Origin of the sequence: Streptomyces sp. NPDC059957, from assembly GCF_042730015.1 — a bacterium.
Taxonomy (GTDB): domain Bacteria; phylum Actinomycetota; class Actinomycetes; order Streptomycetales; family Streptomycetaceae; genus Streptomyces.
In genome coordinates this window covers 51,969-70,979 of record NZ_JBHWMB010000013.1, presented here as the reverse complement: position 1 = coordinate 70,979, position 19,011 = coordinate 51,969, and the positions used below count along the sequence as shown (strand labels likewise).

19 protein-coding genes are annotated in these 19,011 nt (G+C 70.7%); 12 read left to right on the top strand and 7 right to left on the bottom strand.

From position 1 onward, the window contains the following. Positions 1–47 precede the first annotated feature (47 nt). The 8 genes from dacB (at position 48) to ACFWBW_RS11525 (ending at position 9,248) form a co-directional block, all read left to right on the top strand. Entirely contained in the window at positions 48–1,484 is a 1,437-nt protein-coding gene (gene dacB / locus ACFWBW_RS11560) for a D-alanyl-D-alanine carboxypeptidase/D-alanyl-D-alanine-endopeptidase (RefSeq protein ID WP_385370662.1), read from the top strand. 58 nt (positions 1,485–1,542) lie between these two features. Beyond that, the gene (locus ACFWBW_RS11555) at positions 1,543–2,694 is read left to right on the top strand and encodes a zinc-dependent metalloprotease (protein ID WP_385370660.1); all 1,152 of its coding nucleotides are present in this window, start codon (positions 1,543–1,545) and stop codon (positions 2,692–2,694) included. A gap of 234 nt (positions 2,695–2,928) precedes the next feature. Next, positions 2,929–4,053 carry a tRNA lysidine(34) synthetase TilS gene (gene tilS, locus ACFWBW_RS11550; RefSeq protein WP_385370658.1) on the top strand — a complete coding sequence of 375 codons (1,125 nt, stop codon included), beginning with the start codon at positions 2,929–2,931 and terminating at the stop codon, positions 4,051–4,053. A 66-nt stretch (positions 4,054–4,119) separates the two neighbouring features. Next, the gene (gene hpt, locus ACFWBW_RS11545) at positions 4,120–4,680 is read left to right on the top strand and encodes a hypoxanthine phosphoribosyltransferase (protein ID WP_243339812.1); all 561 of its coding nucleotides are present in this window, start codon (positions 4,120–4,122) and stop codon (positions 4,678–4,680) included. A 182-nt stretch (positions 4,681–4,862) separates the two neighbouring features. Next, a complete protein-coding gene (gene ftsH / locus ACFWBW_RS11540; RefSeq protein WP_385370656.1) occupies positions 4,863–6,890 on the top strand; it encodes an ATP-dependent zinc metalloprotease FtsH in 2,028 nt (675 codons plus the stop codon). 95 nt (positions 6,891–6,985) lie between these two features. Continuing rightward, a complete protein-coding gene (folE, locus tag ACFWBW_RS11535) occupies positions 6,986–7,594 on the top strand; it encodes a GTP cyclohydrolase I FolE (RefSeq protein WP_327254273.1) in 609 nt (202 codons plus the stop codon). Positions 7,595–7,660: 66 nt separating this feature from the next. Further along, positions 7,661–8,656, top strand: a complete 996-nt coding sequence (locus ACFWBW_RS11530; protein WP_385370654.1) for a hypothetical protein — start codon at positions 7,661–7,663, stop codon at positions 8,654–8,656. A gap of 40 nt (positions 8,657–8,696) precedes the next feature. Beyond that, positions 8,697–9,248: a GNAT family N-acetyltransferase gene (locus tag ACFWBW_RS11525; protein WP_385370652.1), complete on the top strand. Its 552-nt coding sequence runs from the start codon at positions 8,697–8,699 to the stop codon at positions 9,246–9,248. Here ACFWBW_RS11525 and ACFWBW_RS11520 read toward each other — a convergent pair. From ACFWBW_RS11520 to ACFWBW_RS11495, 6 genes are all read right to left on the bottom strand, one after another. After that, on the bottom strand, positions 9,245–9,733 hold the full coding sequence (locus ACFWBW_RS11520) for a DUF3180 domain-containing protein (RefSeq protein ID WP_385370650.1): 489 nt from the start codon (positions 9,731–9,733) through the stop codon (positions 9,245–9,247). The two genes, ACFWBW_RS11525 and ACFWBW_RS11520, sit on opposite strands and share 4 nt — an antisense overlap. A 62-nt stretch (positions 9,734–9,795) precedes the next feature. Beyond that, positions 9,796–10,392, bottom strand: coding sequence for a 2-amino-4-hydroxy-6-hydroxymethyldihydropteridine diphosphokinase (gene folK, locus ACFWBW_RS11515; RefSeq protein WP_385370810.1), 597 nt, complete (start codon positions 10,390–10,392; stop codon positions 9,796–9,798). An 8-nt stretch (positions 10,393–10,400) separates the two neighbouring features. Beyond that, positions 10,401–10,760, bottom strand: a complete 360-nt coding sequence (gene folB, locus ACFWBW_RS11510; RefSeq protein ID WP_030010912.1) for a dihydroneopterin aldolase — start codon at positions 10,758–10,760, stop codon at positions 10,401–10,403. A 130-nt stretch (positions 10,761–10,890) separates the two neighbouring features. Continuing rightward, complete coding sequence (locus tag ACFWBW_RS11505) at positions 10,891–11,334, bottom strand: nuclear transport factor 2 family protein (RefSeq protein WP_385370648.1); 444 nt, start codon at positions 11,332–11,334, stop codon at positions 10,891–10,893. Continuing rightward, entirely contained in the window at positions 11,331–12,236 is a 906-nt protein-coding gene (folP, locus tag ACFWBW_RS11500) for a dihydropteroate synthase (RefSeq protein ID WP_385370647.1), read from the bottom strand. Before folP ends, ACFWBW_RS11505 begins: the two co-directional genes overlap by 4 nt. A 23-nt stretch (positions 12,237–12,259) precedes the next feature. Then, positions 12,260–14,119, bottom strand: a complete 1,860-nt coding sequence (locus tag ACFWBW_RS11495) for a phosphatidylglycerol lysyltransferase domain-containing protein (protein WP_385370645.1) — start codon at positions 14,117–14,119, stop codon at positions 12,260–12,262. Between the two features lie 152 nt (positions 14,120–14,271). Here ACFWBW_RS11495 and ACFWBW_RS11490 point away from each other — a divergent pair, with 152 nt between their 5' ends. Continuing rightward, entirely contained in the window at positions 14,272–15,378 is a 1,107-nt protein-coding gene (locus ACFWBW_RS11490; protein ID WP_385370643.1) for an alpha/beta hydrolase-fold protein, read from the top strand. Between the two features lie 54 nt (positions 15,379–15,432). Here ACFWBW_RS11490 and ACFWBW_RS11485 read toward each other — a convergent pair whose 3' ends face one another. Next, positions 15,433–16,413, bottom strand: a complete 981-nt coding sequence (locus ACFWBW_RS11485) for an ABC transporter ATP-binding protein (protein ID WP_385370641.1) — start codon at positions 16,411–16,413, stop codon at positions 15,433–15,435. A gap of 132 nt (positions 16,414–16,545) precedes the next feature. Between ACFWBW_RS11485 and ACFWBW_RS11480 the strand changes: the two genes are divergently transcribed. Genes ACFWBW_RS11480 through ACFWBW_RS11470 form a run of 3 tightly spaced genes read left to right on the top strand, consistent with a single transcriptional unit; the run spans position 16,546 to position 18,994 of the window. After that, on the top strand, positions 16,546–17,280 hold the full coding sequence (locus tag ACFWBW_RS11480) for an ABC transporter permease (RefSeq protein ID WP_385370639.1): 735 nt from the start codon (positions 16,546–16,548) through the stop codon (positions 17,278–17,280). Next, positions 17,280–17,945: an ABC transporter permease gene (locus ACFWBW_RS11475; protein ID WP_385370637.1), complete on the top strand. Its 666-nt coding sequence runs from the start codon at positions 17,280–17,282 to the stop codon at positions 17,943–17,945. The genes ACFWBW_RS11480 and ACFWBW_RS11475 overlap by 1 nt, the downstream gene beginning before the upstream one ends. Positions 17,946–18,001: 56 nt before the next feature. Next, positions 18,002–18,994, top strand: a complete 993-nt coding sequence (locus ACFWBW_RS11470) for an ABC transporter substrate-binding protein (protein ID WP_385370635.1) — start codon at positions 18,002–18,004, stop codon at positions 18,992–18,994. The last annotated feature ends 17 nt before the right edge of the window (positions 18,995–19,011 follow it).

The following is a 19,011-nucleotide window of genomic DNA, read 5'->3' as shown; positions in this document are numbered from 1 at the left end:
TCACGCATATGTGTGATCGCGAAAGGGGCTGGTCCGAGGTGCCATTGGTGGTCAAGACCTGGCAGCTCATCGCGGTGTCGGCCGTCGCCGGCCTCGCCCTGTCGGCCGCGACGGTGGCCGCCGCGGGTCCCTGGGACTCCGGCCAGCGTAAGGCCGAGCGGGACAAGGCCGCCTCCTGGGGCCGTACGGGTGGCGCAGATCACGGCGGGGAGGCCCCCGTGGCGCTCCCGCAGGCAGCCCCCAGCGCACCCGGAGTGCTCGCCGGCGTACGCCCGTCCGGAGCCGGCTCCGGCGACCAGGCCGGAGCCGTGGACCCCGGCGCCCTCGCCGCCGCCCTGCGGCCGCTGCTCGCCGACCCCGCCCTCGGCACCGCCCGCGGCGCCTCCGTGATCGACACCGCCACCGGGAAGGTCCTCTACGAAGCCGGGGCCCGGCAGGCCATGACCCCCGCCTCCACCATCAAGATCGTCACCGCGGCGGCCTCCCTCGCGGCCCTCGGCCCCGACCACCGGATCCGCACCACCGTGACCCCCGGCTCCGACCCCGGCCGGATCATCCTGGTCGGCGGCGGCGACCCCTCCCTCACCGCCAAGAAGAAGGCCCCCGCCGGCTCCGGCGGCAGCCTCGTCGCCCTCGCCGCGGACACCGCGCAGGCCCTCAAGGCCGCCGGCACCGACTCCGTGGCCCTCGGCTACGACGACTCGCTCTACACCGGCCCCGTCATGCACCCGATCGGCGAGAATCCCAACCTCGCGCCCGTCACGGCCCTGACCGCCGACGAAGGCCGCCCCGACAACTCCTTCTCCGGCCCCGTCAAGCGCAGCAAGGACCCTTCCCGCGACACCGCCCGGGCCTTCGCCGCCCTGCTCCGGGAACGCGGGGTCAAGGTCACCGGCGAGCCCGCCAGGGCCAAGGCCGCCGCCGGGGCCGTCCCGCTCGCCACCACCCTCTCGCCGCCGCTCGCCGGGCTCGTCGAGCGGATGCTGACCCACAGCGACAACGACATCGCCGAAGCCCTGGCCCGCCAGACCGCCCTCGCCTCCGGAGCACCCGCCAGCTTCGACGGCGTCGCCGGGGCCATCGCCGCGAAACTCACCGCCCTCGGGGTCGACACCGCCGGCTCCCGCTTCGCCGACGGCAGCGGCCTGGGCCGCGCCGACCGGGTCAGCGCCGGCCTGCTCACCGCCCTCCTCGCCAAGGCCGCCGATCCCGGGCGCCCCGAACTGCGGCCCGTCCTGACCGGACTGCCCGTCGCCGGCTTCACCGGCACCCTGCGCACCCGCAACTCCGGCGGCTCCCCCGCAGCAGGCCTGCTGCGGGCCAAGACGGGCACCCTGAGCGGCGTGAACTCCCTCGCCGGCACGGTCGTCGACCCCACCGGCCGACTGCTCGCCTTCGCGTTCCTGGCCGGGAACACCCCGGATCCCGGCCCCGCGGAGAAGGGCCTCGACAAGCTCGCGGCGGCCGTGGCCACGGCTTCCTAGCGATACCGTCCGCTCCTTGGGGATCCCGCCCGCGCGCAGGTCCACGTACGGTTGACGCATGACGAGCTTCGGCGGTGCGGAGATGGTCGACTGGAACCTCGCGGTGGCGACCGCGACCAGGCTCGTGCGGCCCGGTCCGGAGGTGAGCCGGGACGAGGCACGGGCCGTCGTCGCCGAACTGCGCAGGCACGCCAAGACCTCGGAACGGCACGTACGCGAGTTCACGCGGATGATGCCCGAAGGCATGACCCCGGCCGACACCCCCGTCCTCGTCGTGGACCGGGCCGGCTGGGTCAAGGCCAACGTGGCGGGCTTCCGCGAGCTCCTGTCCCCCCTCCTCGGCAAGATGCAGGAGCGCCGCTCCGGCACCCCCGGCGGCGCCGTGCTCGGCGCGGTCGGCGGCAAGGTCACCGGCGTCGAGCTGGGCATGCTGCTCAGCTTCCTGGCCTCCCGCGTGCTCGGCCAGTACGAGACCTTCGCGCCCGCAGGCCTGGACCTCCCGGGCTCGGCCACGGGCGGCCGGCTGCTCCTCGTCGCGCCGAACATCGTCCACGTCGAGCGGGAGCTGGAGGTGGACCCGCACGACTTCCGGCTCTGGGTCTGCCTGCACGAGGAGACGCACCGTACCCAGTTCACGGCCGTCCCGTGGCTCCGCGAACACCTGGAGGGCGAAATCCAGACGTTCCTCGGCGCCACCGAAGTGGACCCGATGACCGTTCTGGAACGACTGCGCGAAGCCGCCCAGTCCTTCGCCGGCGCCCGCCCCGACGCAGAAACCGGAGACGAGGGCCGCTCCCTCGTCGAGCTCGTCCAGACCCCCGAACAGCGCGAGGTACTGGCCCGGCTCACCGCCGTCATGTCCCTGCTGGAGGGCCACGCCGACTTCGTCATGGACGGCGTCGGCCCCGAGGTCGTCCCCTCGGTCGCCGAGATCCGCGAGAAGTTCCAGCAGCGCAGGGCCAGCGGCGCGGGCCGGCTCGACGCCGCACTGCGCAAACTCCTCGGCCTCGACGCGAAGCTGCGCCAGTACCGCGACGGCGAACGCTTCGTGCGCGCCGTCGTCGGCCAGGTCGGCATGGACGGCTTCAACCGGGTCTGGACCTCCCCGAACACACTGCCGACCAAGGCCGAGATCGCCAGCCCCGCGGACTGGGTGGCCCGGGTCCACCGCAAGGGGAGCGAGCAGAGCGAGGCAAGCGAAGAGGTGTGACACAGGAGGCGTGAAGATGTCCCTCTGGGGGAAGCAGCGTCACCCGTCCGAGGGACCGTGGGGCGTGGAAGGGCGTGCGATGCTCGGGGAACGGCTCGGTTCTGTCACCATCGACGCACTCTGAGTGACAGCCCCTCCGTCCGCGGGGGGAGCCGGGCAGCACACCGGCACACCACCTCCCCCAAGCCTCCCCAGCGCCTCCGAGGCACCGAACTCCACCGAAGGGCACCGGACATGGGTCCCCATCCTGCGGTCGCGGCGATACGCCTGGCGGTCCGCCGCGTACTCCACGACGTCCTCACCGACCTCACCGACCGTCCCGCCACCACCCCCGCACCCAGGGTCGGCCGCCCCGGCCGCACCGTCGGATCCTCGGCCGGTGCCGCCCCCCACGACCCCCTCCCCGACACCGCCCCGCTCGTCCTCGTGGCCTGCTCCGGCGGCGCGGACTCCATGGCGCTCGCCTCCGCCCTCGCCTTCGAGGCCCCCAAACTCGGAATCCGGGCCGGCGGCATCACCGTCGACCACGGCCTCCAGGACGGCTCCGCCCTGCGCGCCGCCGAGGTCGTCTCCCGCATGACCGCGCTGCGCCTGGACCCCGTCGAGTCCGTCGCCGTGCGCGTCGGCCGCGACGGAGGCCCCGAAGCCGCCGCCCGCGACGCCCGCTACGCGGCCCTGAACGAGGCCGCCGACCGGCTGGGCGCCGTCGCCGTGCTGCTCGGCCACACCCGCGACGATCAAGCCGAAACCGTCCTGCTGGGCCTCGCCCGCGGTTCCGGCATCCGCTCGCTCTCCGGCATGCCCGAAGTCTCCGGAGGCCCGGGAGGCTCCGGGGACCCCGGAGCCCTGGGCCGCGGCCACCGCTACCGGCGGCCCTTCCTCCAGGTCGACCGGCAGACCGCCCGCAAGGCCTGCATGGTCCAGTCCCTCGCCGTCTGGGACGACCCGCACAACATCGACCCCGCCTACACCCGCTCCCGGCTGCGCCACGAGGGACTGCCCGCCCTGGAGAAGGCGCTCGGCAAGGGGGTCGTGGAGGCGCTCGCCCGCACCGCCCAGCTCTCCCGCGACGACGCCGACGCCCTGGACGCCTGGGCCGCCGACGCCGAGAGCGGCGTACGCGACGAAGACGGCCGCCTGGAGTGCGCCAAGCTCTACGCGCTGCCCCCCGCCGTCCGCCGCCGCGTGCTGCGCCGGGCCGTCGTCGCAGCCGGTTCCCCCGCAGGCTCCCTCTTCGCCCGCCACATCGAGGAAGTCGACCGGCTCATCACCGGATGGCGCGGTCAGGGAGCCATCAACCTGCCCGGCCGGGTCGAGGCCCAGCGGCAGGGTGGCAGACTGGTCATCCGGCAGGGCTGATTGGTGCTGAAACACGGCTGAGACCTCCGGGGTCACCCCCCGGAGCCCCAGCCGACAACGAAAGTGATGCGGGTGGACGAGAAGGACATGGGCAACGACCTCCAGTCGGTGCTCATCACCAAGGAAGAGATCGACGCGAAGCTGGCAGAGCTGGCCGCGAAGATCGACGCGGAGTACGCGGGCAAGGACCTGCTCATCGTCGGCGTCCTCAAGGGCGCGGTGATGGTGATGGCGGACCTGGCGCGCGCCTTGTCCACCCCGCTCACCATGGACTGGATGGCGGTGTCCTCGTACGGCGCCGGGACCCAGTCCTCGGGCGTGGTGCGGATCCTCAAGGACCTGGACACCGACATCAAGGACAAGCACGTCCTGATCGTCGAGGACATCATCGACTCGGGCCTGACCCTGTCGTGGCTGCTGTCGAACCTCGGCTCCCGCCAGCCGGCCTCCCTGGAGGTCGTCACGCTGCTGCGCAAGCCCGACGCCGCCAAGGTCGCGATCGACGTGAAGTGGGTCGGCTTCGACATCCCGAACGAGTTCGTCGTCGGCTACGGCCTCGACTACGCCGAGAAGTACCGCAACCTGCCGTTCGTCGGCACCCTCGCTCCCCACGTCTACGGCGGCTGATCCAGCGCCCGACAGGGGAACCCTGGAGCGTTTCCCGCCGTTGGAGCATGGAAAGGCGGGTCTGTCAGCCGTCCCATGAGGCCGCGGGTGACAATGCAGGGGTACATTCCGAAGAACAGTCTTTACTCACAGCAGCATTTACCTACGGGCAGGAGGGACGGGGTGCCTAGCGCCCCGTATGGATGGACGTGAAGCGATACTTCCGTGGGCCGGTTATGTGGATCGTGCTGGCCGTCCTCGCCGTGGTCGTGTTGATGAACGTCGTCGGCTCCGGCGGCGGCTACAAGTCGGTGGAGACCAGCGAGGTCATCAAGGCGATCAACAGTGGCCAGGTGGACAGCGCCAAGCTCACCACCGGTGACAGCCAGATGATCAAGATCGAGCTGAAGAAGGACCAGAAGCTCGGCGACAACGACGGCACCAAGTTCCAGGCCAACTACATCGGGGACCAGGGCGTACAGCTCGCCCAGAACCTCCAGACCAAGTTCGAAGCCGGTCAGATCCCTGACGGATACTCCGTCACGCCGGACAAGACCAGCCCGTTCCTGAGCGTGCTGCTCTCGCTGCTGCCGTTCGTCCTCATCGTCGTCGTCTTCCTGTTCCTGATGAACCAGATGCAGGGCGGTGGTTCCCGGGTCATGCAGTTCGGGAAGTCCAAGGCCAAGCTCATCACCAAGGACACCCCGAAGACGACGTTCGCCGATGTCGCGGGCTCGGACGAGGCCGTCGAGGAACTCCACGAGATCAAGGAGTTCCTCCAGGAGCCGGCGAAGTTCCAGGCCGTCGGCGCCAAGATCCCCAAGGGCGTGCTGCTGTACGGCCCGCCCGGCACCGGTAAGACCCTGCTCGCGCGTGCCGTCGCGGGCGAGGCCGGTGTCCCCTTCTACTCGATCTCCGGATCCGACTTCGTCGAGATGTTCGTCGGTGTCGGTGCCTCGCGTGTCCGCGACCTGTTCGAGCAGGCCAAGGCCAACGCCCCGGCGATCGTCTTCGTCGACGAGATCGACGCCGTCGGCCGGCACCGCGGTGCGGGCCTGGGCGGCGGTCACGACGAGCGCGAGCAGACCCTCAACCAGCTGCTCGTCGAGATGGACGGCTTCGACGTGAAGGGCGGGGTCATCCTGATCGCCGCCACGAACCGTCCCGACATCCTCGACCCGGCCCTCCTGCGCCCCGGCCGCTTCGACCGCCAGATCGCGGTCGACCGTCCGGACATGCAGGGCCGTCTGGAGATCCTCAAGGTCCACCAGAAGGGCAAGCCGGTCGCCCCGGACGTCGACCTGGGTGCGGTGGCCCGTCGTACGCCCGGCTTCACGGGTGCCGATCTCGCCAACGTCCTGAACGAGGCCGCGCTGCTCACGGCCCGCTCGGACCAGAAGCTGATCGACAACCATGCGCTGGACGAGGCGATCGACCGCGTCGTGGCGGGTCCGCAGAAGCGCACCCGGATCATGTCGGACCGGGAAAAGAAGATCACCGCGTACCACGAGGGCGGACACGCCCTGGTCGCGGCGGCTTCCCCGAACTCCGACCCGGTCCACAAGATCACGATCCTGTCCCGCGGCCGGGCCCTGGGTTACACCATGGTCCTGCCCGACGAGGACAAGTACTCGACCACGCGCAACGAGATGCTCGACCAGCTCGCGTACATGCTGGGCGGGCGCGCGGCCGAGGAACTGGTCTTCCACGACCCGACCACGGGTGCCGCGAACGACATCGAGAAGGCCACGGCAACGGCCCGCGCGATGGTCACGCAGTACGGCATGACCGAGCGTCTCGGCGCGATCAAGTTCGGCGGGGACAACACCGAGCCGTTCCTGGGCCGCGAGATGTCGCACCCGAGGGACTACTCGGAAGAGGTCGCCGCGCTGGTCGACGAAGAGGTCAAGAAGCTCATCGAGACCGCGCACAACGAGGCCTGGGAAATCCTGGTCGAGAACCGCGACGTCCTCGACAACCTCGTCCTCGCCCTCCTCGAGAAGGAGACGCTCAACAAGGAGCAGATCGCCGAGGTCTTCTCGACGATCGTGAAGCGCCCGGCCCGCCCGGCGTGGACCGGCTCCTCGCACCGCACGCCGTCCACCCGTCCGCCGGTGCTCTCTCCCAAGGAGCTCCAGCTGACGAACGCGGCGAACGGCACGTCCGCGGCCTCGGCCGTATCCGTGGAAAAGGCCCCGGAGCCCTCCCCGGAGGAGCTCCCGGAGGCCTAGTGCCTCCCGGAATGGAAGCCGCGCCCCCCAGGTTCTAGCCTGGGGGGCGCGGCACTTTCACGTGCCGGGACCGTGCACACAGGAACGAGGAAGAGATGACCGACCCAGTGACCCTGACCGGTGGCGAGGGCACGATCGGCGAGTTCGACGAGAAGCGCGCCGAGGCGGCGGTCCGCGAGCTCCTGATCGCGGTCGGCGAGGACCCGGACCGCGAGGGGCTCCTTGAGACGCCGGCCCGGGTGGCGCGGGCGTACCGGGAGATATTCGGGGGTCTGTGGCAGAAGCCCGAAGAGGTGCTGACCACGACGTTCGACCTCGGGCACGACGAGATGGTCCTGGTGAAGGACATCGAGGTCATGTCGTCCTGTGAGCATCATTTGGTGCCATTCGTCGGAGTTGCCCATGTTGGGTACATTCCGTCCGTCGACGGCAAGATCACCGGCCTGTCGAAGCTGGCTCGGCTCGTGGACGTGTTCGCCCGCCGCCCTCAGGTCCAGGAGCGGCTGACGACTCAGATAGCCGACTCCCTGATGGAGATCCTGGACCCGCGCGGGGTCATCGTGGTCATCGAGTGCGAGCACATGTGCATGACCATGCGCGGTGTCCGCAAGCCCGGCGCGAAGACCATCACCTCGGCCGTGCGCGGCCAGCTCCGCGACCCCGCGACCCGCAACGAGGCGATGTCGCTGATCATCGCCCGCTAGCCGGATTGTCAGACCCACCCCATAACGTCGTTGATCAGGTGATTCACGCGCTGATCAGGGGGCGGTATGGGCGGGCTGCCGAGCAAGCAGATGGTGAACGGGGTGGACGGACAGGCTCAGGCGAGAACCGTCGGTGTGGGCGACCGGCTCTGGACCTTGGCCGGGTCACGGACAGTGCAGACGGTCGTCACGTCGGTGGAGGCCGTGAAAGCCCGCGCAGTCGTGGACGTGGTCACGGACCAGCAGACGTTCTGCGTGGCTCCGGATCAGCTCCTGGCCACCCCTGCCGGGTGGCTGCCTGCGGCTGAGGCCGCAGGCAGCGCCGTTCTCTGGAGCCCGGCGCGCAAGCTGTGTCGCCAGCGTCTCGAGATCCGGCCTGGCTATGAATTCGGCTACTTGGTTGGTGCGACCTGTTCCGATGGGACGGTCGGCACGAACTATGTGTCCCTCATCGTCAACGACGAGGGCTTTGCCAGCCGGTACGCGGCGTGCCTGACGGCGGCCACCGGCCTCACGGCCCGTCTGGAGCCGGTCACCCGGCCCTCCGGCTACCTTCAGCGGGACCTTCCGGGCTTCCGGGTGCGCGTCGTCTCTTCGTACCTCGCCGACTTGCTGAGGCAGTACGTGGGCGGGGACGCTCACCACATGCGACAGCGCTTCCCCCGCGTCGTGCTGCGGGACGAGGTGACCTTCAACGGCTTTTTGGACGGCTACGTCGACGGCGACGGGTACCGGAGCAGCGGCGACTGGGGGTGCCGCATCGTGGTGAGTGCCAACGTTCCCTTCCTCCGCGAGATGGCGGAGATCATCGGGGCGAGGTTCACACCGAGTGGTGTCCCCGGGCGGGCTTCGCGCGTGTACATCTCCGATGCCTGGAGGCGGCGCGGCACGTTCCAACGGGAAGAGCATCCTCTGCTGCTCGAGGAGACGATGCCGGCCCGGGTGCTGGAGGTCCGGCCACACACCGCCATCGGCTCGAAGCCGTTCACCCTCTATACCTACCGGCTCCATCCCCATCCAGGCTTCCTGGTGAGCGGGCACCTGGTCCGGGCCCGGGAGTGAGCGGATGCGGCCGACGTGGCCGGGTGGAACCATCGGGGCCATGGAGTACCGGGCTGCCACAGCGGCGGACGCGTCCGCCATGGCGGGGCTGTTCGCCGCCAATCACCACGATGCGCTGAGCGAGGAGGAGCGGGCCCGGCAGGGGTTCGTGCAGGGAGCGCTCGACGAGGACGCGTTGCGGGCGATGGCCGAGGGCGGGGGGCTGCTCGTCGCGGATGAGGGCGGGGAGATCGCCGGGCTGCTCGGGCTCGTGCGGGCCGAGAGCGTGCCGGGGGCGCCGCCGCCCGTGCGGGCGCTGCTCGGGGCACAGGACGAGTTGCTGTGGCGCGGGCGGCCGCTGGGGGCCGTGCGGTGGCTGCTCTACGGGCCCGTCGTGGTCGGCGCCGCGCACCGGGGCCGGGGGATCGCCCGGGGGCTGTTCAATGCGGCGCTGGAGGCCGCCTCGGGGCGGGCCGAGGTGATGGTGGCCTTCATCGAGATGACCAACCGGGTTTCGTGGACGGTGCACGTCGACGGGTTGGGCATGACCCCGCTCGGGGAGTTCGTGGTCGACGGTCGCACCTACGGGGTAGTGGGCGCGGCCACGACCTAGGCCCGGGCCGGGGCCTCGGGGGTGGGGTCCTCGTCGTCCGGGAGCTTCAGGACGTGTTCCAGGAAGAGGGCCGCCGCCACGACCGCCGCGCCCGCCAGGACCGAGAAGCCGGCGTACCAGGTCTGGTCGCGGCGGGCGGGGACGTCCATGGCGGTGGTGAGCAGGAAGACGCCCACGCCGCCGTACGCGCCCGCGACCAGGGCCGCCACCAGGGCGCTGGCCTGGCCGAAGACCACCGCGCGGGCCGCCATCAGCGGCTCCACGCCCTTGGCACCGGGCACGCGCTCGCGCTGGGCCTTCAGGCGGGAGCGCAGCGACAGGGCCGTCGCCAGCAGGACCACCGCGATGGCGCCGAGCACGATGGGCGCGGCCACGGGGACGCCGGGGAGCGTGCCGTACGAGTTCCACAGCCGGGCTCCGGCCCAGGACAGCACCGCCGCGATCGCGAAAATGCCCGCCAGGACCGCCGGCCTCAGTTGCTTCACGTACGCCTCTCCCGCCATTTCCCAGCGCCCGCTCTCCGTGCGTGCGTGCGTATGCGGTGATCCTATTCGGGGAGGCGCAGTTCCAGGTCCGTGCGCTGGGTGAGTCCGGACAGGCCGACCGCCGCCAAGAGCGCGGCGACGGGTCCGTGGCCCGGGATCTGCGCTTCGGGGTCGATGTCGTTCCAGGGGGCCAGCACGAAGGCGCGCTGGTGGGCGCGCGGGTGCGGGAGGGTGAGGTCGGGGTCGGCGGAGACCACGTCGGCGTAGGCGATGATGTCGACGTCGATCGTCCGGGGCCCCCAGCGCTCCTCGCGGACGCGGTCGAAGGCTTCCTCGATGGCGTGGCCGCGCTCCAGCAGCGAGCCGGGGGGCAGGGTGGTCTTCACCGAGATGACCGCGTTGAAGTACGCGGGCTGCGAGCCGGGCTCCACGCCCCACGGCTCCGTCTCGTACACGGGGGAGACGGCCTTGACCCGCAGGCCCGGAGTGTCGCCGAGGGCGTCGATGGCGCCCTGGAGGGTCTCCAGGCGGTTGCCCAGGTTCGCGCCGAGCGCGACGACGGCCCACTTGGGGTTGGACAGGGTGACGTCGGCCGCGTCGACGGCCTCGACCACGGAGGCGGGTACGGGCTGGACCGTGGGGTCGCTCTGGGCGTTCATTCCGTTGTTCACGCGCGGCTCCGGGTGATCGTGATGGTCACGTCGTCGAAGGGGACGGTGATCGGCGCGTCCGGTTTGTGGACGACGACCTCCACCTGGGCGACCGCCTCGTGCTTGAGGCACTGCTGGGCGATCCGCTCGGCGAGGGTTTCGATCAGATCCACGGGCTCGCCCTGGACCACGTCGACGACTTCTTCCGCGACTACCCCGTAGTGCACGGTCTTAGCCAGGTCGTCGCCCGCCGCCGCGGGACGGGTGTCGAGGTGGAGCACCAGGTCGACGATGAAGGTCTGGCCTTCCTCGCGTTCCCGGGGGAAGACGCCATGGTGCCCGCGAGCCTTGAGGCCGCGCAGCGCGACACGATCCACGCGAATCACTCCTGCTTTTCGTAGGTGCTTCCGGTCCGGGACTCCCCGGATCCATGGCCGTAGCCGAGTGCGGTCGGCGTCGTCCATCTTCGAATTTACCTGCGAAATACCTCGGAGCCCGACGCCGGGGTCAGGAGGGGTCTTCGTCCTCGTCCTCGTCGGAGTCCGTGAGCACGGGAGAACCGTGGTGCGACCAGAGCCGCCAGCCCTCCGGTGTGCGTCGGAACACATTCGTGGCGACGACGAGCTGGCCCACGAGGGGGCCCAGTTCACCGCCGTCCTCGGCGGGCCCGCCGCTGAGGATGTTCTCGGTGCAGGTCACCAGGGCGGTGTCGCCTATGACCGTGACCTTGGTGTCGGTGAGGAAGAACTGGATGTACTCGGTGTGCGACATGATCAGCGCGTAGGAGCGCAGCACTTCGCCGCGTCCCGACAGCACCGGCCAGCCCGGGTGCACGCAGGAGATCTCGTCTTCGAGCCAGAGCGCCGACAGCGCGTCGAAGTCCCCCCGCTCCATGGCCTCGTAGAAGGCCGTGTTGACCTCTTCGACGGATTCGATGTCGGTACGGCTCACCGTGCCCCTTCCTCGTTGCTACGGGTCGTACGCAGTGCCCCTTCCACGGCGCGGGCCACCCGAACCGCGTCGGCGCTCGCCCGTACCTCGTGGACCCGTACGGCCCAGGCGCCCTGGGAGGCGGCGAGGGCGGAGACGGCGGCGGTGGCGGCGTCACGTTCGCGGGCGGGCGGCGGGGAGGCGTCGTCGGCGCCGGCCAGCACCCGGCCGAGGAAACGCTTCCGCGAGGCGGCCACCAGGAGCGGGAAACCGAGGGCGCGCAGCTCGCCGAGGTGGGCGACCAGGGCCAGGTCGTGCTCGGCGTTCTTGGCGAAGCCGAGGCCCGGGTCGACCAGGAGCCGTTCGGGGGCGATGCCGCCGGAGACGACGGCGTCGATGCGGGTGCGCAGTTCCGCGGTGACCTCGGCGAGGACGTCCTCGTAGACGGCGAGGCTGTTCATGCCGTCGCTGAAGCCGCGCCAGTGCATGACGACGAAGGGCACCTCCGCGGCGGCGACGGCCGGGATCATGCCGGGGTCGGCGAGGCCGCCGCTGACGTCGTTGACCAGGGTGGCGCCGGCGGCGACGGCCTGCGCGGCGACGGAGGCGCGCATGGTGTCGACGGAGACGACGACTCCTTCGGAGGCGAGGCCGCGGACGACGGGGACGACCCGGCGCAGCTCCTCCTCCTCGTCGACGCGGGAGGCGCCGGGGCGGGTGGACTCGCCGCCGACGTCCACGAGGTCGGCGCCCTGGGCGGCGAGGTCGAGGCCGCGCTTGACGGCGGCGGTGGTGTCGAACCAGCGGCCGCCGTCTGAGAAGGAGTCGGGGGTGACGTTGACGACGCCCATGACCGCGCAGCGGTCCCAGTCGGGGAGGCCTGTCACCAGGCCCCTGGGGGCGGGGCCGCGGTTCGTGTTCATGGTTCCCAGGGTAGGGCCCGTGTTCAGGCGGCCTGGATTTCGCGTTCCGGCTGGGCGGGGACGACCGTCGGGGCCTGCACGCGGTGGTGGGCGCACGTGCGGACCGGCTTGGGGCGCCTGCGGCCGGCGAACAGGCGGGGCAGGGCCAGCGTGACGAAGCCCTCGGCCTGCATCGCGGCGAAGCCGATGCGGGGCAGGTCCCGGGTGGTGCGGAAGACCACGAAGCGGGGCTCCCAGCGGGGCCGGAACTTCGCGTTGAACTTGTACAGCGACTCGATCTGGAACCAGCGCGACAGGAACACCAGCAGGCTGCGCCACATCCGCAGGACCGGGCCGGCGCCGATCTTCTCGCCGCGGGCCAGGGCCGAGCGGAACATCGCGAAGTTCAGGGAGACCTTCTCGATGCCGAGTGCCGGGGAGGCCTCCAGGGAGGCGACGATCAGCAGCTCGTTCATGCCGGGGTCGGCGGCGCGGTCGCGGCGCATCAGCTCCAGCGACATGCCGTCCTTGCCCCAGGGGACGAAGTGCAGGACGGCTTTGAGGTCGCCGAAGGGGGAGGTGTCGCCCTCCTCGACGCGGTGCGCGGTGGCGATGTAGCAGTCGCCGTCGCCGGGGTCGCCGACGCGGCCCAGCGCCATGGAGAAGCCGCGTTCGGTGTCGGTGCCCCGCCAGGCGTCGGCGGCGCCGCGCACCTGCTCCAGCTCGGTCTCGGTCAGCTCGCTGACCCGGCGGACCTTGGTGGTGTAGCCGTTGCGCTCGATGCGCTTCACCATCTGGCGGACGTTGCGCATCGCGCGGCCGGCGAGGGAGAAGTCCTTGACGTCGACGATCGCCTCGTCCCCGAGCTCCAGGGCGTCGAGACCGGTCTCGCGGGTCCAGACCTCGCCGCCGGTCTCGCTGCAGCCCATGACGGCGGGGGTCCAGGAGTGGGTCTTGGCCTCCTCCATGAACCGTTCGATGGCGCCGGGCCAGGCCTCGACGTCGCCGACCGGGTCGCCGGAGGCGAGCATCACGCCGGAGACCACGCGGTAGGTGACGGCGGCCTTGCCGCTGGGGGAGAAGACGACGGCCTTGTCGCGGCGGAGCGCGAAGTGGCCGAGCGAGTCGCGGCCGCCGTGCCGGGCGAGCAGCTCGCGGAGCTTGACCTCGTCGTCGGCGGTGAGCCGGGCGGCCGGGTGCTCGGGGCGGAAGGCCAGGTAGATGGTGGTGACGGCGGTCAGCATGCCGAGGGCGCCCAGCGAGTAGCCGACGGTCCAGGACACCCGGCCGGCGTAGTCGACGGGGCCCTCGAAGCCGAAGAGCCCGTAGACGACGTGGCTGATCTGCTCGTAAACACCCGGATTGCCTACAACGCGGCCGGGGTGCGAGTTGACGATGACCAGACCGAGGCCGATGGAGCCCGCGCTCATCAGCACGAAGTTGGCGAGCGCCTTCCAGCGGCTGCGGGGGTCGGGCAGCGCCTTGAATTCACTCTGGTGGCGCAGCAGGAGCGCCAGGAGCACCGCCGCGATGACCACGCCGATGACCGAGTGGCGGTACGTGAACTGCGCGACGGCGCCCGCCGGCAGCAGCACCACCGCGGCCCGCCAGGCGCGGCGCTTGCGGCGCTTGAGCCCGTGGGCGAGCAGCAGGAGCAGGACGCCGGCGCTGAGGGCCAGGGCGGCCGCGAAGGGACCGAAGGAGCCGGGCAGCACCTCGGTGACCGCGTGGATTCGGCTGTGCCGGAAGCGCGGGAAGACTCCCGCGGCGATGTCCAGCAGGCCGACGACCGTGACGGCGGTGCCCACGATCCCGGGGACGGACTCCGGTCGTGGGCCTCGGAGGATTCGGCTGACAGGCTTCGGAACCTGTCCCGACTTATCGCCATCTATCCTGCTAGACATCGCTTCCCGTTGCTCCGCGAGAGATCATGTGGCCGAAGGCCGCTGGGGCCTTCGTTGGGTGGTGCGTCCATTAGGACGACATCGAAGGGGAGCGGGTTCACTCATCCTCGAGAAAAAATCTAGTCCTGCCATAGAAAGTCGACTGACTGCTCATGGGTCTCACCAGTAATACGGTTCTGGCGCTGGCCGTCCTTGTCGGTGTGCTGCTGTTCGCGGCCACCGTGTGGTTCTGGCCAAAGCTCTCGGGCCGCTCCTGGCGCTCGGTCCTCGGCCGGATCGGCCTCCTGCTGGCGACGCAGCTGGCGCTGTTCGCGGCGATCGGTCTCGGCGCGAACAAGTCGTTCCTGTTCTACGGGTCCTGGGCCGACCTGTTCGGTCAGGAGACCTCGATCGGCAAGGTCGTCGACCACTCGATGAGCAGTGCCGACATCAAGGTCGTCGACAAGCAGCAGCTCGACGTGCCCGGCGGGGCCAAGCCGCCCGTCGGCGGGCAGATCCTGAAAGTCGCGATAACCGGCCAGAAGTCGAAGATAACGACGATGGGCTTCGTGTGGCTGCCGCCGGAGTACTTCCAGCCGCAGCACAAGGAACAGAACTTCCCGGCCTCCATCGTCCTCACGGGCTACCCGGGCATGGCGGAGAACCTGATCAAAGGGCTGGACTACCCGATGACGGCCTTCAGGCAGGCCAAGACGGGCAAGATGAAGCCGATGATCCTGGTCATGCTCCGTCCGACCCCCGGTTCGCGCGACACCGAGTGCGTGGACATACCCGGTGGCCCGCAGACCGAGACCTTCTACGGCCAGGACCTTCCCCAGGCCATCCAGAGCACCTTCCGGGTCGGCAAGAAGCCCGAGAACATGGGCTTCATCGGCAACTCCACGGGCGGTTACTGTGCGCTGAAGATCGCCGCGCACTACCCGAAGACCTTCGGTGCGGCCGCGGGGCTGTCCGCGTACTACGAGGCCGCGGACGATCCGACGACCGGTGACCTCTTCCACGGGGACGAGAAGCTGAAGGCGCGCGCGAACGTGCTGGAGTCGCTGAAGGCGAAGCAGCCGTCCGGTACGTCGTTCCTGGTCACCAGCAGCGAGAAGGGCGAGCCGAACCTCGCCGGCACGAAGAAGTTCATCAAGCTGGTCAAGGGCCCGGACCGGGTCTCCTCGATCATCCTCGACAGCGGCGGCCACAACTTCAACACCTGGCGCCGCGAGATCCCGCCGATGCTGGTGTGGATGAGCGGCAGGATCCAGGCGTAAGACGCAGGCGTCAGGCGTCAGGTGTCAGGCGCAAGGCGCAAGGCGGCAGTGAGGTCAGGCCTCCTGCAACCGGGCGCGGCGCAGGGCCCGGTGCACCCCTTCCGGGGTGAGTACGCCGATCAGCTCGCCGGAGTCGGGATGCGTGACCCCGATCCGCCCCGAGTCCTCCTGGAGCAGCAGCGCGAGCGCCTCGCGCAGACTGGCCCCCAGCGCCACCCCGGCGGTGGGGGCCTTTCCGTCGGCGGAGGCCGGGTCGGCGGGGTCGGCCAGGTCGGCCTCCGCCACGGCGGTGACCGCGAGGCGCTTCAGCCCGCGGTCGGAGCCGACGAAGCCGGCCACGTAGTCGGTCGCCGGGGCGCCCAGCACCTGCGCCGGGCTGGCGAACTGCTCGATGGTGCCCGCTCCGTAGACCGCGATGCGGTCCCCGAGCCGGACCGCCTCCTCCAGGTCGTGCGTGACCAGCAGGATCGTCTTGCGCACGGTCTGCTGGAGCGTCAGGAACTCGTTCTGCAGCCGCTCGCGCACCACCGGGTCCACCGCGCCGAACGGCTCGTCCATCAGCAGCACCGGCGGGTCGGCGGCGAGCGCCCGGGCCACGCCGACGCGCTGGCGCTGCCCGCCGGAGAGCTGCTCCGGGTAGCGGCCGCCGTAGACGGCCGGGTCCAGCCCGACCAGGTCGAGGAGTTCCGCGGCCCGCGCGCGGGCCTTGGCCTTGGGGGTGCCGATGAGCTGCGGCACGGTGGCCGTGTTCTCCAGCACCGTCTTGTGCGGGAACAGCCCGACCTGCTGGATGACGTAGCCGATGCGGCGGCGCAGTTCGACCGGGTCGGCGGCGGCGATGTCCTCGCCGTTCAGGAGGATCCGGCCGGAGGTCGGCTCGATGAGCCGGTTGACCATCTTCATGGTGGTCGTCTTGCCGCAGCCGGACGGGCCCACCAGGGTGACCAGTTCGCCCTCGGCGACCTCGAAGGACAGGTCCGCGACGGCGGTCGTCCCGTCGGGGTACCGCTTGGTCACTTGCTCGAATCGGATCACACGGCCATCTTTCCCTACCCGCGGGGTCCGTTTGTGAAGGGCGTGTTGCCCGTGTGCGAAGGATTCCGGCCATTGTCGGTGGTGGGGGTTATGGTCGCTCCTACGTACGGTCGGTGACGGGGGGTGAGGGCGATGGCCGGGCAGAGCTGCCTGGTGGCGAACGACTGGATCTGCTGGGAGTACGTCACCTCCCGCTCCCAGGAGCTCACCGACGCCACCCTCGAACACGTGTGGATCACCGGCGTTTCGGTGCTGATCGGCATCGCCGTGTCGGTCCCGCTGGCGCTGCTGGCCCGCCGCGGCCGCCACTGGGCGGCCCCCGTCCTGGGCCTCACCACCCTGCTCTACACGGTCCCCTCGCTCGCCATGTTCTCCCTGCTCCTGCCGGTCTTCGGGCTCTCGGCGGCGCTGGTGGTGACCGGCCTGGTGCTGTATTCGCTGACCATCCTCGTGCGCAACGTGCTGGCCGGTCTCGAAGCCGTGCCCGAGGACGTACGGGAAGCCGCGCGCGGGATGGGGTACGGCCCGGGCAGGCTGCTGTGGCAGGTCGAGCTGCCGCTGGCGCTGCCCGCCCTGCTGGCCGGCGTACGGATCGCGACCGTCTCCACGGTCGCGCTGACGACCGTGGGCTCCATCGTGGGCAAGGGCGGCCTCGGCAATCTCATCGCACCCGCCGTGAACAGCTCGTTCAAGGCCCAGGTGCTCACCGCCTCGGTGCTGTGCGTGCTCCTCGCGCTCGTGGCGGACCTGGCCCTGCTCGGCCTCCAGCGGCTGCTGACCCCCTGGACCCGTGCCACCCGGGCGCCCCGTAAGACGCGTTCCTCTCGCGCCGCACGCGGCGCCGACGTCAGCGCGGGAGCCGTCTGATGGGAGTGCTGGGACAGGCCTGGGACTGGCTGGCCGACGGGGCCAACTGGGCCGGGGAGAGCGGGGTGTGGCACCGGCTCGGCGAGCACGTGTACGTCAGCGGGGTCGCCCTGGCGCTGGCCTGCGCGCTCGCCCTCCCGGTCGGACTGTGGCTCGGCCACCTCGGCAAGGGCGGCGGCCTCGCCGTCAACGTCTCCAACATCGGGCGGGCCGTCCCGGTCTTCGCGGTGCTGGCGCTGTTCATGGTCTCCCCGCTGCGGGGCGCCGGGTACGTGCCCACCATCGCCGCGCTGGTGCTCTTCGCCATCCCGCCGCTGCTGACCAACGCCTACGTCGGCATGCGCGAGGTCGACCGCTCGGTGGTGGAGGCCGCGCGGGGCATGGGCATGTCCGGCCGCCAGCTCTTCTGGCGGGTGGAACTGCCGCTCGCGCGCGGACTGGTGATGACGGGCCTGCGCTCGGGAGCCGTCCAGGTCATCGCCACGGCCACCATCGCCGCGATGGTCGGCCAGGGCGGCCTCGGCCGGATCATCACCGCCGGCTTCAACACGTACAACACCCCGCAGGTCGTCGCGGGCGCCCTGCTGGTCGCGGCTCTGGCCCTGCTCGTGGAGGGCGCGCTGGTGGCGGCCGACCGGCTGCTGCCGGGCGCGGCCACCCGCTGAGCGGGCCCCGGCACCTCGGCCCACCCCTTGTCGGCCCACCCTTGAAGGAGATTGAGATGAGCAAGTCCACGCGCGCCCTCGGCGCGGCCCTGGGCGCGGTCGCCCTGACCGCATCGCTCGCCGCGTGCGGCGGCGACAGCCTGGAGAAGACCAAGGACGGGGGCTCCTCCGCCGCCGCCTCCGGGTCCTCCGAGGGCGCCAAGGGCGGCAAGCTGGTGATCGGCGCCGCCGGCTTCACCGAGTCCAACGTGCTGGCCGAGCTGTACGCGCAGGTCCTGAAGGACGCCGGCTACGACACGTCGATCACCACGGTCAACAACCGCGAGCTGTACGAACCCTCGCTGGAGAAGGGCGAGATCGACGTCGTCCCGGAGTACGCGGCGACCCTCGCGGAGTTCCTCAACGCCAAGGTGAACGGCTCCAAGGCGCCGACGGACAAGCCGGTCGCGTCGAGCGACGTGGCGGCGACGGTGGCGGCCCTGGAGAAGCTGGCGGGCCCGCTGGGGCTGAAGGCGCTGCCCGCGGGCTCGGCGGTCGACCAGAACGCCTTCGCGGTGAGCAAGGAATTCGCCACGAAGAACAATCTCAAGACCCTTTCCGATCTGGGCAAGTCCGGTCTGAAGGTGAAGATCGCGGCCGGTGACGAATGCGCGGTGCGGCCCTTCTGCGCACCCGGATTGAAGACGACATACGGAATCGACGTTTCCGGTATTGACCCCAAGGGCGTCGGAACCCCGCAGGCCAAGCAGGCGGTGAAGGACGGCGCCGACCAGCTCGTCCTCACCACCACCACGGACGCCACCCTCGACAGCTTCGGCCTGGTCCTGCTGGAGGACGACAAGAAGCTCCAGAACGCCGACAACGTGCTCCCGGTGGTCAACGCCAAGGACGCCGGCGCCCCCGAGATCGCGGCCGCCCTCGACAAGATCACCAAGGCGCTCACCACGGCCGACCTGGTCGAGTTGAACCGCAAGGTCGATGCCGAGCGCGCCAAGCCGGCCGATGTCGCGAAGGCCTTTCTGGAGTCCAAGGGCCTGCTGAAGAAGTAGGAGTTGCGCCTTTCGTG